This window comes from Flavobacterium sp., from assembly GCF_965277525.1.
Lineage (GTDB): Bacteria > Bacteroidota > Bacteroidia > Flavobacteriales > Flavobacteriaceae > Flavobacterium.
The window spans coordinates 287,481-304,499 of record NZ_CBDIDC010000014.1; the positions used below are offsets into that span (position 1 = coordinate 287,481).

General features: G+C 32.9%; 11 protein-coding genes. 1 reads left to right on the forward strand and 10 read right to left on the reverse strand.

Going from position 1 to position 17,019, the window contains the following annotated elements; genetic code table 11:
* Positions 1-280: 280 nt before the first annotated feature.
* Entirely contained in the window at positions 281-1,279 is a 999-nt protein-coding gene (locus ACQY44_RS25445) for a zinc dependent phospholipase C family protein (RefSeq protein WP_428233072.1), read from the reverse strand.
* Between the two features lie 169 nt (positions 1,280-1,448).
* Entirely contained in the window at positions 1,449-2,465 is a 1,017-nt protein-coding gene (locus ACQY44_RS25450; protein ID WP_428233073.1) for a glycoside hydrolase, read from the reverse strand.
* 340 nt (positions 2,466-2,805) lie between these two features.
* Here ACQY44_RS25450 and ACQY44_RS25455 point away from each other — a divergent pair, with 340 nt between their 5' ends.
* Positions 2,806-3,756 (forward strand): hypothetical protein, encoded by a 951-nt coding sequence (locus tag ACQY44_RS25455; RefSeq protein WP_428233074.1) that lies wholly within the window; start codon positions 2,806-2,808, stop codon positions 3,754-3,756.
* 18 nt (positions 3,757-3,774) lie between these two features.
* On the opposite strand, the gene ACQY44_RS25460 is transcribed toward ACQY44_RS25455, so the two are convergent.
* The 8 genes from ACQY44_RS25460 to ACQY44_RS25495 all read right to left on the reverse strand — a co-directional run bounded on the left by ACQY44_RS25460 (position 3,775) and on the right by ACQY44_RS25495 (position 16,958).
* The gene (locus ACQY44_RS25460; RefSeq protein WP_428233075.1) at positions 3,775-4,740 is read right to left on the reverse strand and encodes a YeiH family protein; all 966 of its coding nucleotides are present in this window, start codon (positions 4,738-4,740) and stop codon (positions 3,775-3,777) included.
* Between the two features lie 73 nt (positions 4,741-4,813).
* Positions 4,814-5,710 (reverse strand): LysR family transcriptional regulator, encoded by an 897-nt coding sequence (locus tag ACQY44_RS25465; protein ID WP_428233076.1) that lies wholly within the window; start codon positions 5,708-5,710, stop codon positions 4,814-4,816.
* A 217-nt stretch (positions 5,711-5,927) separates the two neighbouring features.
* Entirely contained in the window at positions 5,928-7,955 is a 2,028-nt protein-coding gene (locus ACQY44_RS25470) for a hypothetical protein (RefSeq protein ID WP_428233077.1), read from the reverse strand.
* A 79-nt stretch (positions 7,956-8,034) separates the two neighbouring features.
* On the reverse strand, positions 8,035-8,781 hold the full coding sequence (gene fabG / locus ACQY44_RS25475; RefSeq protein WP_056253259.1) for a 3-oxoacyl-[acyl-carrier-protein] reductase: 747 nt from the start codon (positions 8,779-8,781) through the stop codon (positions 8,035-8,037).
* A 706-nt stretch (positions 8,782-9,487) separates the two neighbouring features.
* A complete protein-coding gene (locus tag ACQY44_RS25480; RefSeq protein WP_428233078.1) occupies positions 9,488-10,831 on the reverse strand; it encodes a DUF4302 domain-containing protein in 1,344 nt (447 codons plus the stop codon).
* Positions 10,832-10,861: 30 nt separating this feature from the next.
* Positions 10,862-11,719 carry a zinc-binding metallopeptidase gene (locus ACQY44_RS25485; RefSeq protein WP_428233079.1) on the reverse strand — a complete coding sequence of 286 codons (858 nt, stop codon included), beginning with the start codon at positions 11,717-11,719 and terminating at the stop codon, positions 10,862-10,864.
* Between the two features lie 20 nt (positions 11,720-11,739).
* Entirely contained in the window at positions 11,740-13,227 is a 1,488-nt protein-coding gene (locus ACQY44_RS25490; protein ID WP_428233080.1) for a RagB/SusD family nutrient uptake outer membrane protein, read from the reverse strand.
* Between the two features lie 14 nt (positions 13,228-13,241).
* Complete coding sequence (locus tag ACQY44_RS25495) at positions 13,242-16,958, reverse strand: SusC/RagA family TonB-linked outer membrane protein (protein ID WP_428233081.1); 3,717 nt, start codon at positions 16,956-16,958, stop codon at positions 13,242-13,244.
* Positions 16,959-17,019 lie beyond the last annotated feature (61 nt).

Consider the following 17,019-nt stretch of genomic DNA (forward strand, 5'->3'; position numbering starts at 1 on the left):
ATATAAAAATTACAAATTTAAACTTTTTTTGAGAGAGGAATTAATACAAGAGATAACAATTATATTACGTAAATTTAAATGTTTTTTTGCTAAATATCTAAGCGTTCTTGTCATTTCGACGTAGGGAGAAACCGCACAAGAAATTCCGTAAAGAAAAACCACTCTTTTTTGATCATCGCATGTTATTCCTCCTTACATCGAAATGATAGAATAACAAAAAAAGCCTCAAATTCAATGAATCTGAGGCTTTTTTAAATTTGTATTTAAACAAAAAACCGTCTTAGTCGTTCTGATTCTTCATTCCAAATAAGTTTCCTTGTTGGAACAATTTTAAATCGTCTCTTAAAGCCTGGTTGTTTCTTTGTGTAACCGCTGGTGCGTCTAAGTCACTTAGATCTGGCTTTCCTGCATTTACCCATGCAGTGTACCAAAAACTCGCAGTTGCTGTAATCGCTTTTCTCATTTGACTTTCCACCATTCCGTTTAAGTCTTCATGTAATTTTTTAGCGTATTCATCAGAGAAAACAGCTGAATTGTATTTGCTCTTCAATACTTTCCCTTCAGCATCCATTTTAAAAACCTTATTTTCAGGAGTCGCGGTTCTTAGTTTTTTATCAATATCTAATAATGGTTTAACTAAGCTATGTGTATCATTAATCATATCCCAGGTTGCTTTATGAACATCTTCATAATATTGTGCCTGTGGAACATTTAATTTATAATTTTTAGCAAATAACTCAGGAAGTCTGCTTTCCCAAAGAGAATGAATTCCTTTTTGGTCACTCAATTGTCCGTCGTGATTGGCAGAAGTATGCAGCGGCATGTGTGCATCACCTATGTAATGTCCTAAATCTGCAGCAAGAAATAAAATTTCTGCTCTGTTTTTATCTTTAAAAGCTTTGGTTAGTTTACCCATCATATCTTCGATATACCAAGGTAAAATCCCATTTTCGTTCAAAAATTTAGTATCGTATTTTTTCTTTGCCTCTTCCATCGTTTTTGGCAGGCTGTCAGCAGCGCCAAAATTTTCCATATCAAAATAATGTCTTGGATTCTCTTCTTTATAATTTAAGGCATATTTACGAATATCGGGGACAGAAGCTTCTTGTGTAATAAAATCGATATGATTGTAGAAAAAAATCTGAAGCGGATGCGGCAAAGCCATCACTGCAGCTTTATTAATACGCTCATGGCCAACGATTCCCCATGATAATGTCAAAAATCCAATTCCTAATACAATAAAAGCGATTAGTCTTGGTTTCATTTTAAAATTTTTCATTTGCATTTTTTTGTTTGTTGCAAATTTATCTCATTTAAAGATAATTCAAAACAATACTTGCTAATATTGTGATAATTTAATTTTTGACATTAAAAAGATCCTTAATTTTTAGATTTTTCAGCCACAAAACATTTCTTACAACATTGTGGCTGAAAAAAAAAATCAATTCTTATAATTTGTTGTAAACAACATTAAAATAAGAAGATTGAGTGTACGTTTTCGGGCTTCCGCTAACATAAGACTGGAACTGAGGTGAAATCATATTCATAGAACCTCCATCCCCATTCCAGGCCCAGCCTAAAATAGTCCATCCTTTATTTTTAGCATAATCTACGATGCCGGACCAATCTGCGCCAGATCCGCCGCTATTACCGAATTCGCCAATCATGCATGGTCTCCCTGATGAGGCCAGATCATCAATGTCTGATGTATTCATATAACGTCCTTTAGCCTGATTATAAGCTCCCGGATAGATATGTGCCGAAAGAATGATTTTAGTATCATTGATTTTAGTTTGCCCTGTTGCACAACCTTTTACAGCACAGGCTGCGGTAGCAGTTTCTTGTCCCCAACCCGGAATGTCAATAATAATTGTGCCACTATATACTTTACGAACTTCTGTAATGGCGGTATTGTAAGCTGCCGCGTATGCCGCTGCCGTGATATTATGGCTCCCCCACTCGTTCGAAAGATTAATGATAAAATTACCGCCTAAAGAACTGTAATTGTTTTTCCACCAAGTAGCAGCTGCATTTAATTCGGCTGTACTGTCAGATCCTAACACACTTGATTTGTGATAACTTACAATTACTGTAAATCCATTTGATTTCGCTTCAGAAATCCATCTTTTGGCATTGGTTTCCTGACCGGGCTCTACTTCGATACGAACTGTTTTGATTTTGGTATTCTGCTTCATTAGATTCCAGCCCAAATCGCAATTTCCTCCGTTGTAATAAGAAGGCTGTAAATTAACCCCATTGCCAATATCACCAAATGTTGAGGTTGTTTTCGCTGTTAAATTTGATTGTACTGCAGAAATCTCAGGTATTGCCGTTTCTGTTTTTGCAATTGATGCAGTTTCCTCTGTATCAGATTGTTCGCAGCTTACAAGTACCGTCATACTCAGCGCTAAAAATAAAACACTTGCAGCTTTAAAGCTTTGTGTCATAAAATGTGGTTTTTTCATAAATTTTGGTTTTAATAGTTAATAAAGTTTTTGTGGTTATTAAATTTCTATGCAAATATTTAGTTTTCAGTAAGATAAAACTGATGCTATTTCATCAAACTATAATACGAAAAATGCATTTTTAACTATTTAAAATAAATTTATCATCTCATTACTGTTAAAATAATAGAACAACAATAATTTTACTTATTTAATTCAAGAAAAAACATCTCGCTTAATCTTATTAAAAATCCCATTAGGAATTTCTTGTAAAACGATAGGTTCTAAAAACATATAATTATTACATTTTTACTTGAGAAAAACTATGTAAATTTGAATTTAAATTATTCTTACCAACACAATGAACTGGACAACTTCTTTTCTCTTTTATTTTCTAGTGCTATTTTCTTGTCAGGCACAAGATAGTGTACAACTTAAAAATGTTAACGACACAATTTTAAATACCAAAAGAACACTAAAAATATCGGATCCCTTAGATGGGGTAAAAACGATGCAGAAGTTGTTCGCTGGAAAATTATACAACCTCTCTGATCATAATACTTTTATAAGCTGGAACTGTAAAAATTGTAAAACAACTTCTTATACTGATGTTAATGGTGTCGAGGGTGATCAAATATTTCCTTACTCAACAGGTGTTGCGACAAGACTACTTTCTAATATTGATTACACGGATTCAAAAGGAAATCAATTCAAATTGTTGTTATTTAATCATTCCGTTTATGATGAAGACGGATTGCAAACCGGAAGATTTTCCGGCGGCCTTGTAGGTGTTGCCAAGTTTGCTAAAAATGATAAAACCTGGGAGATGAGATCTTTTCAGCCGGGTGTTGCGGCTTTTGGTGCATTTGCTCAGGCCCCTAAACCAAAATTAGTAGAAATTGGAGAGGATCAATATGCCTTTACTTTACTGCATGTCAACGGTGGTGCCGGTGGCCCTTTTGAAGGTGTTCTCTATCTGGTTGCCGGATTTGATGGTAAATACCAGCCCATTATGGAAGTTTATGATTATCAGCTTACAAATGTAGCAAGTCTAAAATGGTCAAGTTCTTATAAAGTGGTGAATGATAACAATAAAAAACATTTTAGAGATATTATCATTAAAACAACCGGTTCTTTTAGTAAGGCTGAAAAAGCAAATGACGAATTTGAAACTGCTCCACCACAAGAAATAGCGGCAATGGCTAAAACAAAAAAGCAATTCAACTTTGAGATTGAAAAGCATTTTTCTTTTAAAGGAAAATTCTATAAGATGGTCGACAAACCAATTGTCAAGTTCTCAAATGTAAAATAGTTTTAAGCTCTTGCTTCTTTAATTCAAATATAAAATTGATGCCAGACCTAGGCAGGCTATAAATACCCATAGTAAAACGCCTTGTAATAACGGTTTTACTCCTACTGATTTTAAGGTATTTATATTCAGTGTCGCTCCTATCAAAAATAGCGTTATGGTTAAACCAATTTTAGCAAGACTAACAATGTACGGAGAAATAATCGAAGTCGCAGGCACATAAGAGTTAAAAAGCATTGCCAAAATAAACAGACCAATAAAATAAGGAATTTTTATTTTTTGAGATTTATTTTTAAAAATTACTGCTGTTAAAAGCGAAATTGGAATAATCCATAATGCTCTGGCTAATTTTACAGTTGTTGCGATTTGCAAAGCTTCAGCTCCGTATTTATTGGCTGCTCCTACAACTGAACTCGTGTCGTGAATGGCGATGGCGCACCACAGGCCAAACTCTTTTTGAGATAAATCTAACTGATGGCCAATAAACGGAAAAACAAATAATGCAATTGAATTCAAAATAAAAATAACCCCTAAAGCGATTGAAGTTTGATTTTCGTTTGATTTGATTACAGGAGAAATTGCTGCAATAGCACTTCCACCACAAATCGCTGTTCCGCACGAAATTAAATGGGATGTTTTTTTATCAGTTTTAAACCATTTCCCCAGAAATGTTCCCAACAATAAAGTGCTGAAGATTGAAAATACGGTCAGTAAAAAGCCTTCTTTTCCCGCAGATACTGCATTCGCTGCATTCATTCCAAAACCTAAACCCACAACTGAAAATTGTAATAGATAAGTAATGGCTTTATGATTGAATTCAACAAACGGGTTTCCGAAAACATTGACCATAACCACTCCTAATAATAATGCAATTGGCGGAGAAATAATAGAAAACAGACACAATAGAATTATTAGAGCAAAAATAGCTTGTTGCATGTAAAGATTAATTTCGAAGAGATGTGCGGATGAATGTTGTTTTGTTTTCAAAATAGTGAGTTTGATATTTCTCTGCAAAGTTCCGTTGTTTATATCGTAATCACCAATCGTAAATTGCAATCGACTATAACTCTAAGTTATAATAAGAAGACATGTTTTGAATAAAAAGTTCTGATAAGGCAGCTGGTTTACCTAATAAAGTAATAATATAAAAGTATCTTTCTATGGCTAACCCTTCTATATCTAAAACTATTAATTCATTATTTTTAAGCTCTTTACCTACTGCATGTATCGACATAAAAGCGAAACAATCTGAATTCAGCAAATATGATTTTATACTTTCTGTAGATCCTAATTGCATTTCAATTTGCAAGTCGGTAATTTTTACATCTACTTGTTTTAAAGCGAATTCAATAACTTCAAGTGTTCCTGAACCACGTTCGCGGCTTATAAATTTCATTGTTTTTAAATCTTCTAATGAAATTTTGTTTTGCTTTACCAAAGGATTTCTTGTGTTACAAACTAAAACCAATTCGTCTTTTAAAAACGGAATATATTTAATCGACTGATTTTTAGATTGTCCTTCTACAATTCCAATTTCGATTTCTTTGTTGATTAAAGCATTTTCGATTTGCTCTGTGTTTCCGTTGAGCAAATTAACTTTTATGTCTTTTTGCTTTTGATGAAAACGAGCCAAAACCGGAGAAATAATATATTGCGAAATAGTGGTACTTGCTCCTAACCGCAATAATCCCTGACGCTCATTAATAAAGGAGCTCATATCAAAATCAATTTCACGATAGATTTCGAAGATGTTTTTGGTATGTGTAAGAAGAATTTCGCCTGCGGGAGTTAAAGCGATTTTAGAACCATTTCGTTCAAAAAGCTTTGTTTTATAGGTTTCTTCAAGTTCCTGAATATGCTTAGAAACGGCTGGCTGCGAGATATATAATTCTGTTGCCGCTTTAGTAAAATTTAAGCGGAGTGCAACGGTGTAGAATACTTTTAGCCTGAAATCCATTAATTTAGTTGTTTTTGTTTCATGTTTAAAGTTTCAAGTTAAGCAAAAACTTTGTGGTTTGTTGCTATGAACTTTTGTGAATATTCATGTCATTAAATTAACTTCTTCAACCTTTAAGCTTCTCTGTGAAACCTTTGTGAAGCTATTGTGTAATAATATTTTGCAGAGATTCACTAAGATTTCACAAATTTACACTAAGCAAATAAATAATCGAACTCTATAGCAATCCGTTGTACTTTCTGACAAACCATTCTGTAGTCAATAAGACTGCAATTAAAATCAGCAACCAAATCCAGTCAAGTAGAGGCGTTTTTGTTGAGATGTTTTTCTCAATCGATTTATACTCTTTATTTTCAAGAAGTTGCTCAATCAAATCATCGGCTTGATTTTCGAAAAAGGCTTTTCCGTTGGTTTGCAATGCCAATTGTTTTAATTTTAAAACATCAGGATTCACAAATTGTTTTTCGATATCAAAATCCAGAATTTCAAAATGACCTGAATAGGATGTATTTGTATTTAATTCCTTTACCGTGAAATTATATTTGCCTGTAGATAATCCGTCTAAATTAACTGAGAATGAATTATTCCCTTTTAGCAAATCGTAATTTTTAGCTTGTTTTGTTTCGTTGTTTGTAACTGTAATGGTAAGTCTTGCTTTTTCGTCAAACTCATAGTTTTTATTGAAGTATTGTGCGTTGATTACAATGGCTTCTCCTGAATTATAAAAGCTTTCATGTGTTACCACTAATGATTTTCTTGAAGTTGTCGAAGCTAAATATTGAATAATCTTATCTATAAAAACATCATATTTTTCAAATGACTGATTGTCAATGTGACTTTGCAAACGCCATTTCCAACTGTTTTCTCCCAAAAGAAAAGCAGTACGTTTGCCTTGGTTTTCGGCGAAAGCCAACAAAGGAGCATTTGTAGCAACATTTCTTATTTTGGATGAAAGTAGAACTGATACGTTTCCGTTTGTTGTGATTGTACCGAATAAATTTTGCAAAGGCGGAAAATTTTCAAAACCAATATTGTCGATCGCAAACAAATTAAACTGTGATTGAAACTCGGATAAATAATCTTCTCTTTGATTGCTCATTTTAAAAACCAGGTTATTTTGGTGTTGGTTCAAAAAATTAAAATCAGTATTGTTTCCCGTAATAATAAATGTATTTGTTCCGGCTAATTTATTATTGTCAAAAATTGCTTTAAAAGCTGCATTGGGCTGATATAAAACTAAAACTGAAACATCTTGTAACTGATTAACATCGTTTGGCTTAACTAAAATGACTTTACGTTGCGCATTCACTTCAACAGAACGTTTTAACGCAGCAATATCCGGATGATTAATTGATGAAACTATCGCAATTGTCGACTTTTGATCGATAACTTCAACCGCAAAATTCTTGATATTGTTATAACTGTTTTTCTCTTTTGAACCTGATGATACGCTGGCTTTGAAAATTTGTAATCCTACTTTATCAGCTGGTAAAAGCAAGTTTAAAGTCGCCGTTTTTTTAGAAGCTGAAAAAGAAACTTTCTCTTTCGCAATTACTGTATTTCCCTGTGTAATGGTAAAATCAGCATTTGTATTTTTATCTCCTGAATATTGTAAAAAAACTTCAACCGGAAATTTATTTTTATGAAAAGCGTATTTATTTACGTTAAGCTGATTGATTTTTAAATCCAAAAAAGTAGTTGTATCTCCCACAACCAAAGGATAAACTTTATTAACAGGATCAAAACGATATACATAATCGTTTCCTGTAGTCTGATTTCCATCTGTAATAATAACTGTTGGAAAAATCAGGTTTTTATTGATGCTTTTTAAGTTCTTGGCAACTTCATCAAGATTGGTTTGTTTTCCTTTAAAATCAAATTTGTCCGAAGGTTTAAAATCACCATCAAATTGATAGGATTGAATTTCAAATTTTTCCTTAAGTGCAGGATTTGAAATTAATTTCTGGTATAATTCAGTTACTTTCTTATCCGATTTTAAAACCGTAATCGAGCTTGAATTATCAACAGCAATTGCCAAAGGAGTTTTGGTAATTTCCAAAGAGTTCTTAGTTATTATTGGGTTTATCAATAAAACTAATATACCAAAAATAACCAGAAAACGTAAAAAAGCCAAAAACCAAATCACATTGGATTTGTTTTTGGCTTTAAAAAAATATTGAAAATACGATAACCCACCCGCTATTACTAAAGAAAGTAATAATAATAGAATCGTGTTTGTAGTCATATTTTATATAGTTTGTAGTTTATAGTTTTTAGTTTATGGATGCAGAACAATAAACAACAAACCATAAGCAATTAACTTTTTAAGTAAGCATTCCTCCGCAAACATTTAATACTTGCCCTGTAACATAAGCACTCATATCTGAAGCTAAGAAAAGACATGCGTTAGCAACATCTTCTACAGTTCCTCCACGTTTCAACGGAATACCATCTCTCCACCCTTTTACTACATCTTCCGGTAATTTTGCAGTCATTTCAGTTTCGATAAATCCCGGAGCGATTGCATTGCAACGGATATTACGGGACCCTAATTCTAATGCTACAGATTTTGTAAATCCAATTGCACCTGCTTTAGAAGCGGCGTAGTTAGTTTGCCCGGCATTTCCGGATACTCCAACAACTGAACTAATATTAATGATAGAACCTGCGCGTTGTTTTAAGAAAGTCTTCTGAATTGCTTTTGTCATATTAAATACTGACTTTAAATTGACATCAATAACCTGATCAAAATCAGCCTCAGACATACGCATTAATAAGTTGTCTTTTGTAATTCCGGCATTGTTAATTAAAATATCAACCGTTCCAAAATCAGCCAAAACAGCATCAACGAAAGTTTGTGCTTCATTAAAATCGGCCGCATTCGATTGGTATCCTTTTGCTTTAATTCCTAAACCATTCAATTCAGCTTCTAACGCCTGAGCTGACTCTACAGACGAGCTATATGTAAAAGCTACATTTGCACCATGTTTAGCAAAAACTTCAGCAATTCCTCTTCCAATTCCACGACTAGCGCCTGTAATAATGGCAACTTTTCCTTCAAGTAATTTCATATTCAAAATTAATGTTAATATTTATTTCTAGCTATTCCTGCTATTCGCTTTATCTTTTTTTGGTACAAAAACCAGAAAAAGGATATCGCTTCTATCAGGGCTATGAATGACTTGTCAAATATATGATAATTCCCTTTTTAAAAAAATAACAATTGCAATAACCTTTCAACATTAGTCAAAACTAATAAGCCCACAAACATTTATAATTAAAAAAGCAGCTCAAATTGAGCTGCCCCTTCTTCAAAATAAAAATTAAAACTGATTTTTGACAATGCGATTAGATCATGAAAACAACTGAAATAATGATTAATCAAAATGCACTTTTAAATAAGATTCTGTTTTGTTATAAAAAAGAAGATCACGAGAAATAATGCCATAATTAGCATCCTGTAGATTGCTAAACGAAAGTTTATAGTATCGTTTAGTCTGTCTTCTCTTTTCATTTTTATAAGGTTTACAACTGCTATAGGAATAATCACTGCAATTGACAGATACAAATAATACCTTGTATACTCAGGATATAATATAGATACAGTTAAAAGCAATAAACCCCATAGAAAGAAAGCAATATTTACTGGTGTGATATACTTTTTCGTCATAGTTTTAAGTTAAGAATAGCAATAAAATGATTTATTTTTAAGTCATCGGATTAGATAAAAGCAGCGCAAAATGAGCTGCTTTTAGTTCAAAATAAGTATAAAATAATTTACAATTGATAACTTGTCATTCTAAAACTACTTGCAGCACTTGTAAAAGTATAAATAACGTTAGAGTAGGTAATTTTAAAATTTTCTTTCTTAACATACAGCCCTTTTGGATTTGTCAATTCATTGTCTATATCTTTTAAGAAAGCGTATGCTGTAGGTGCTACCGTCCAACCTGCATCTTTTAAGATAATAGTTTTATTTGCAGCATCTTCAACAGTTGTCACTAAATGGCTTATAGCAGCTTTACCTCCATTAAATTGATATTGAATAAAAGTCTGATTAGCAGTATTATTAAAAACTATTTGCACTCTGGCAATAGACTGAGTTGCAGGCAATGTAGCATTTACTTTATTAATTAAGAATCTAAAATAATCCGAAGTACTTGGAGCTGTATATAAATTAGCTGCGATATATCCCAAAATCATTTGAGGATTTCCTTTTCCATTTAATAAAATCTTATAGTCATCTGTTACTATTGGTGGTGCATTTGTGTATTTAATAGTCGCTTTAACTCCATCTTTTCCTGTTGCCACAAAAGTATTATCTGTACTATTATAAAGGAAATCTGAAAGTTTTTGACCTTTAACCTCTAATGGAATCTTTGAATAAGCGCCTTTAGGATTAAATGAAAAAGCTAAATCATAACTAGTATTAACGGCAGGATCTAAAGGATATCCTGTACCAAAACGTGCATCGGTATTATAATCAAAATCATAGCTTTTAGTTGTTGTTCCGTCGTTAATTTCCAATAATCTGAACAGCGGACTTGTCATATCACCAGTAATATTATTGATAATTGGCGTATTTTTTGGTAAATCTGCCCAGTCTTGTGGCGTTGCTTTTACAAACCGCAGAAAATGTCCGTTCCTGTTAGTTCTAAAAATAATATCACCATTTTTTTGCCCATAGTAGTAAAACTGAAAGTCACCTAAATACCCTTTTGCAAGAAGCCCGGCAGTAGGATAATCAGCTGCATTAGACAAAAGATGAATTCTGTTTTCTGTTGTAAAGACTAAACTTACCGTGCTTCCTACCTGAATATCATATTGACTTGTATAAATTCCTGTATCACTATCAAAATCTGATGCCATATTTACTTTTTTTCCTGGCAAGAACTTAAATAAATGGGTCCATCCTCCTAATTGTGTACTATCTGTATAATAAACAGCTTTCCATCCTTCTCCTGAAGAAAGCAGCAAATCATTTAATTCTTTTTGACGAGCGCTTAATCGATCGGTTGCATTTTGATCAAATTTTGACTCTACCTCCGGGCTTGAACATGACCCCAATAGCAAGGCTGCAAAAGAAATCATTAAGCACTTATATATATATTTTGCTTTCATAATATTGATTTTTATAAAAATTTAATTTCCTTAATTATTTATTACAGCATCTGTATTTTTCTGAGCTTCATCTCTTAAAGCGTAGAAATCCACATTATAAGCATCTTTATAATATTTAACAACAATTGCCTCTTTTGCTTTAATATTAGCTTTGGCAGTTGCGTCTGTAACACCTGCTAGTATTGCATCATATTCTGCTTTTGAACTTGTTAAAATTGTAGCTGCAGTTTCAGCAAAATCCTCATAAATATTTAATCTCGCATAACTTGTTAAAAATCCTAATGATCTTGAAGTAGCAATTGCTTCATTGTACCATGTTGAAGTATATCCTGATGGTGTAAGTTTTGACCATGCCTGCTCATCAAAAGGTTTGGTCTGGTTTAAAATATGTACATATTCGTGCTGAATAGTATGAATAAATTGTGTTACACTTGTTCTGCTCTTCTTGTTCAGGTTATCAATCTGGAAAAGAGAAACTCTCTGTCCTGCTTCTGCAAGTCCTAATGTAACGGTACCATTTGTATTTAAGTTTACGCCTCCAACAAGCACAAATTCTCTTGGAGCAATTTTTTTAACAAAATTTACTCCCCCAATAGTACTATAACTATCGATCCAGATTTTCTTAACCACTTCCATTGCCGGCTGTACTTTTGATACTAAAGGCGGAAATAAATACTTGTTATTGTCTACCAAATTCTGATTCCACTCATAGTATACAGCGATATTATAAGGATCTAAGAAATTAGTACCAATCCATTTGTCTAAATCTGTTTTTACCGGTACTGAAAAATCTAATTGGCTTTCTTTTGGCTGATCCTCCTGAGCACAAGACGCAAGGAGTAAAACTCCTGCAATTACAACTGCTTTATATGTTTTGAATATTTTCATAATACTTTCTAATTAAAAATTTATCTAGGATTTTTTTCAATACCGTTATCTGAAGCTCTAAGCGGAATTTGTAACACCCTTCTTTTATCGTCTTTCTCCAAAATGTTACTTCTTGTTATTTTACCGAATTGAAGCGTATTATGGGTTACTACAAGATTAAAACGTTTAACATCAAACCATCTAAGTCCTTCACGAAGAAAATCTTTTCTTCTTGCTTCAGCGATTGCTTTAATATAAGAAGTCTGAAGAGGACTTAATGCATAGTATGGAGTAAACTCATTTGCAAGTACAGGATATTTTGTCGCTACTACTGTTTCATTCAATATATCTGTTACAGGATTATATCCAGTAGTTCTGGTGCCTAAAAAGTATCCCAGCTCTGTATTAACTTCTGTAAATCTGTTTTTCATTACTAATGCTTCGATACGGTTCAAATACAATTCGTCATTACTAAATAATACTGACGCTGTATAAGGTATCCCTGTAGCAGATGTTAAATTAGTATATTTAAAATACTCATAAAGCTTAGGTGTAAAAACATTTGTACCTCCAAAATATTGACCATTAGCTCTGATTAAATTGGCTTTACCCCACATGTTTGTCTGGGTTCCCAATAAATCATCTGATTTATTTCCCGGAAGACTAAATCTGTAAGTTGCCACTCTATTAGCAATTGAATTTGGATAATTGATCAACAAATTTGTCTCTTGTTCTACTTTGGAATATTCAATAGCCATTTGAGCATAAGCTACAGCATTAAAAGCGGTCCAGTTTCTGATCTTTGTTGGTTTAGAACCAATTCCTTCAGTAAATTCAAGTACTTTATCCCAATCTCCTTTTATTAGGTAAAAACGAGCTGCAAAAGCTTTAGAGGCATCAATGTTAAAATGAAATTTAGGTTCTTTATAGTTATTTGTAACATATTTCAAACCTTCATTGAGATCTTGTTCAATAAAATCAAATACTTCTTTAACTGTATTACGTTTGTATTTTGCTAATAATTCTGTTTCTGGTTTTGTTATATAAGGAACACCTAAATCTGTAGCTGCTGTTGCAGGATTATAACGGTTTGCCCAAAACGAAACCAACATAAAATGATTGTAGGCTCTTGCTATTAAAGCTTCTCCTTTTTGCGGATTTAAAGTAGCAGGATTTCCTAGTTTTTCAATAGCTTCTAAAGCTTGGTTTGCTGCAGCAATTGCCTCGTAAGATGCTGTCCAGAATTGACTTTCACTATCGGTTCCAATCTGGGTGTGCATTTCCCAGTTAAAACTTTCCTCATTAATGACACTGGTTACAACTGTAGACTCTGTGTCGAAAACATTGTCTGACATTACCTCTCCAATTGGAAAATAAGATTTGTTTGGATAAGCTGTAACTAGTAATTCTGATATTTTTTCAGGCGTATCTATTTGAGTTCTGTTATCTGGTACTTCTGAAAGAAACTCATCACAGCTGCTAAAGCCAATCAGTAATAATAATGACAGTGTTATTTTTATATTTTTCATAATCAATTTTATTGTTAAAATGAAAGATTTATTGCAAATGTATATTGTGCCGTAATAGGAAAAGCTACTCCTCCTGTGTTACGGAATTCAGGATCTTGTCCGTTTAATTTTTTGTCAGAATAAATCAACCATGGGTTAACTGCTGATCCTTTTAGATTAAAAGTGCTTAATCCTATTTTTTTCTTGAAATCATTTGGAAACTCCCATGCAAGAGAGATGTTTTTTAGTCTTACAAAATCACCGCTGGCAATTCTAACATCAGAAAAGTTATAAGTATTATATGCAATTTGTAAATCGCTCGAACCATAATTTCTATTCAATAATCTATCTGCAATAACCGGAACATTTGTGTAATTTTCGTCACCAGGATTGATCCATCTGTTTGCAAAATCTTTTGTAAAAACAGTTTGGTCCGTATAAGTATTGCTATACACTGGGTTTAATCTTACCTTATTTCCTCCAGATCCTACGATAAATACATACAACGTCAGGTTTTTGTACGTAAGTGTATTAGCAAGACCAACTGATTTATTTGGCTCAACAGATCCTTCATATTTCAAGTACTTTGTAACATCATTAGTGTCCTGGAAATTAGCATCAACAATATTACTTGTAGCGCCATCTTGTAATTTAAAAGTTGGTAATCCTTCATTATTTAATCCTGTAAATTGGTAAGAGTACAATGAGTTTCTAGGATGTCCAACTGTATTACCTCCATTTGTAGCAATTAAATCAAACACAGCTGGTTTGTTAGCTAACTTTGTGATTTCTTGATTATAGATTGAAAAGTTCAACGTAGTAGACCATTTAAAATCATGAGAAGCTATGTTTTGAGTAGTAATACCAATTTCAAGACCTTTAGTCTCCATATCAGCATTATTTCCTTGTTTAATTTCTTGTCCTCCAACTCCTGATGTAATTACATAATCGATCAAGTCAAACGCCTTACGACGGTAAACATCTGTAGTAAGTTGTACTCTGTTTCTAAACATTCCTAAGTCTAAACCAATATTCGTTTCATATTGTTTTTCCCATGTCAAATTCTTGTTTTGCAAATCTTCGATACGTATCGCATTTTCTCTATCGCTAGTATTGAAACGGTCTGTGATATAACTTTTATAAATAGCTAATGAATTTGTAGCTGGCCCTGCTGTTGCTGTTAAACCATAAGAAGCTCTAAGCGCCAAAGTATTAACAGCTTCTACATTTTTCATGAAGCTTTCTTCCTTAATATTCCATTTACCACTTACGGTATAAGTAGGCAACCATCTCGAAGAACCACTATCCCCTTGTCTGTTAGATCCATCATAACGACCTGTAAAAGAAGCTGTATAACGACGATCGTACGTATATCCTACTTTTCCAAAGAAACCAACTGTGCGCTCTCTTTCTGCTCCAAAATCATAATAAGAGTTTCCATCATTTATCAATTTTTCAATTAATTTAGGATCCGTAAAAGCGCTAAGTCCTTTTGCAAACTGAATTCCTGCCGCAGTAAAGTTGTCATTATTTCTGTCTACAGATCTAAACTCTGTACCAAAAAATCCTTCAACTTCATGTTTGTCATTAAATGTATTTCTATAAGTAATACTATTTCTAATATTGTATGAAGTCATATCATTAGTGTATTTTCTTAAGAAACCGCCATTTGGCAATACAGAAATTTTTGGAGCTGTTAAATCATTTGGGTTTTGATACAAGAATACGTTATCTTTCTGAATTTGAGTATTTAAAGTTTCACCTACGCCTGCATTGTAAGCAGCAACAACATTTGAATCTTCGTAAATTTTGTGTTCTCTTGATGTATTAGCATAACGTGCAGAACCTGTAAAATTATAAGTTAAGTGCTTATTGATTTTATAATCTATATCACCTTGAAAACGAATATCATTCACTTTAATTCCAAGTGTATTATTTTTCAATTCGTTCAGAATGTTCATTGGTGCCCAGTTGTTTTGATAATATTCGTAATTACCATTCTCATCATAAGGTCTAAGCGTTCTGCTTGTACTTAATACATAGTTGAATGGATTGATATCAAAATCTCTGGTGATTTTACCAAATACAACGTCATTTTTACTTTCGTAAGTACCAGGAGCTTCCTGATCACGAATAGATCCTAAAGTAGATAAAGTAACCGTTAATCTGTCATTAATAAAGAATGTACCTTTAATATTTGATGACAATTGTTTTACATTATCAGCCAAAGTCCATCCCGGATCTGTATAGTATCCTAAAGAGGCATAGAACGTATTGTTTTTTCCTCCTCCTGAAAAACTCAAAGAGTGATTCTGAGTAATAGATGGTCTAAATAAAACTTTAAACCAGTCTGTATTTCCTAATTCATATTTTTTTAAGAATTCATTGATATAAGGTTGCTCATTTCTAACTCCAAACTGACCGCTAGTTTCATTATAGCGATTAATTTCTTTCGCCAATATACCATAAACACCGCTAAATCTGGCTGTTAATGATGAACTTTGATCTAAATAACCTTTTGATCTCATTTCCTGAAAAACACTCATCGATTCCTGAGAATCTAAAATATCGTACTGAGTGTAGCTTGGAACTGTTCTTACTGTATTTTCTACAGAATAATTGATTTTTAAAGGAGAATCTCTGCGTCCTTGTTTAGTTGTAACAACTACCACCCCATTTAATGATCTTGAACCGTAAATAGAAGTAGCCGATGCATCTTTAAGAATTTCAATACTTTGAATATCATTTGCGTTTAATCCTGCTACAGCAGAACTTAATAATGTGGCTGAATTTCCTGAAGCTAAATCTGCAAAAGAAACATTGATGATATCTTCCTGAACAATACCATCAATAACCCATAATGGTTTAGTATCTCCAAAAATAGAAGAAGATCCACGTACTGTAATTTTAGGAGTAGCTCCAAAAGATCCTGTAACGTTTTGAACAGTAACCCCGGCAGCTTTACCTTCGATCATTCTGCTTACATCTACAACACCATCTACTTTTAATTCAGCACCTGAAATTTTGCTGACAGCACCTGTAAAGGTTCTTTTTGATGTTTTTTCGTAACCTGTAGTAACGACAACTTCTTTTAAGTTTTGTCCTTCTTCGCTTAAAACAATAGTAGGATTAACATTTGTTATACCAATTTCTTTAGACTCCATACCTACATAAGAAATTACCAATCGATCACTGTTAGTAGGTACTTCTATAGTAAATCTACCGTCAAAATCAGTAAGTACAGCAACTTTAGTTCCTTTTACCAATACAGTAGCTCCCGGTAAAGGGCTGCCATTTGCATCGGTAACAATACCTTTAATAACTGGTCCTGCAGTTAATATTTCAAATAAAGAATTATTAGCATCCGAACTTACAAAAGGATCTGTACCAGCACTTTTTTGAAGTACAATTTGATTGCTTACTTCTGTATAAGTAATGTTAAATGGAATTAAAATTCGGTTTAAAATACTTGATAGTACCTCCTCATTTGCATCTATAGTTACTTTTTGAGTAAGCTGAGGCAGTCTTGAGTTGTACGAAAATTTTACATGAGCAGACTTTTCCAACTTAGATAACGCGTTGTCTAAAGTTAAATTAGCAACATTTATAGTGACCTTAGTATCTAGTTTTTTTTGTCCACTTACATCATTTGCCATGGCAACACTTGAAAATACAAGCGCCAGAACAAACTGAAATAGTGTTATTTTCATGATTCGATGGAGTAATCGTTGTTTAACAACTGGTTTTTTCATAATTTTGGATTGTTTTGATTAATACTGATTCGAGTGTATTTTAAGAAACGTTAATGAATTA

Bases quoted from the DNA above. Each gene is read 5' to 3' on its own strand.
- ACQY44_RS25445 (WP_428233072.1), bottom strand. From the start codon at position 1,279: ATGAAAAATTTTAAAATGAAACCAAGACTAATCGCTTTTATTGTATTA.
- ACQY44_RS25450 (WP_428233073.1), bottom strand. From the start codon at position 2,465: ATGAAAAAACCACATTTTATGACACAAAGCTTTAAAGCTGCAAGTGTT.
- ACQY44_RS25455 (WP_428233074.1), top strand. From the start codon at position 2,806: ATGAACTGGACAACTTCTTTTCTCTTTTATTTTCTAGTGCTATTTTCT.
- ACQY44_RS25465 (WP_428233076.1), bottom strand. From the start codon at position 5,710: ATGGATTTCAGGCTAAAAGTATTCTACACCGTTGCACTCCGCTTAAAT.
- ACQY44_RS25470 (WP_428233077.1), bottom strand. From the start codon at position 7,955: ATGACTACAAACACGATTCTATTATTATTACTTTCTTTAGTAATAGCG.
- fabG (WP_056253259.1), bottom strand. From the start codon at position 8,781: ATGAAATTACTTGAAGGAAAAGTTGCCATTATTACAGGCGCTAGTCGT.
- ACQY44_RS25480 (WP_428233078.1), bottom strand. From the start codon at position 10,831: ATGAAAGCAAAATATATATATAAGTGCTTAATGATTTCTTTTGCAGCC.
- ACQY44_RS25485 (WP_428233079.1), bottom strand. From the start codon at position 11,719: ATGAAAATATTCAAAACATATAAAGCAGTTGTAATTGCAGGAGTTTTA.
- ACQY44_RS25490 (WP_428233080.1), bottom strand. From the start codon at position 13,227: ATGAAAAATATAAAAATAACACTGTCATTATTATTACTGATTGGCTTT.
- ACQY44_RS25495 (WP_428233081.1), bottom strand. From the start codon at position 16,958: ATGAAAAAACCAGTTGTTAAACAACGATTACTCCATCGAATCATGAAA.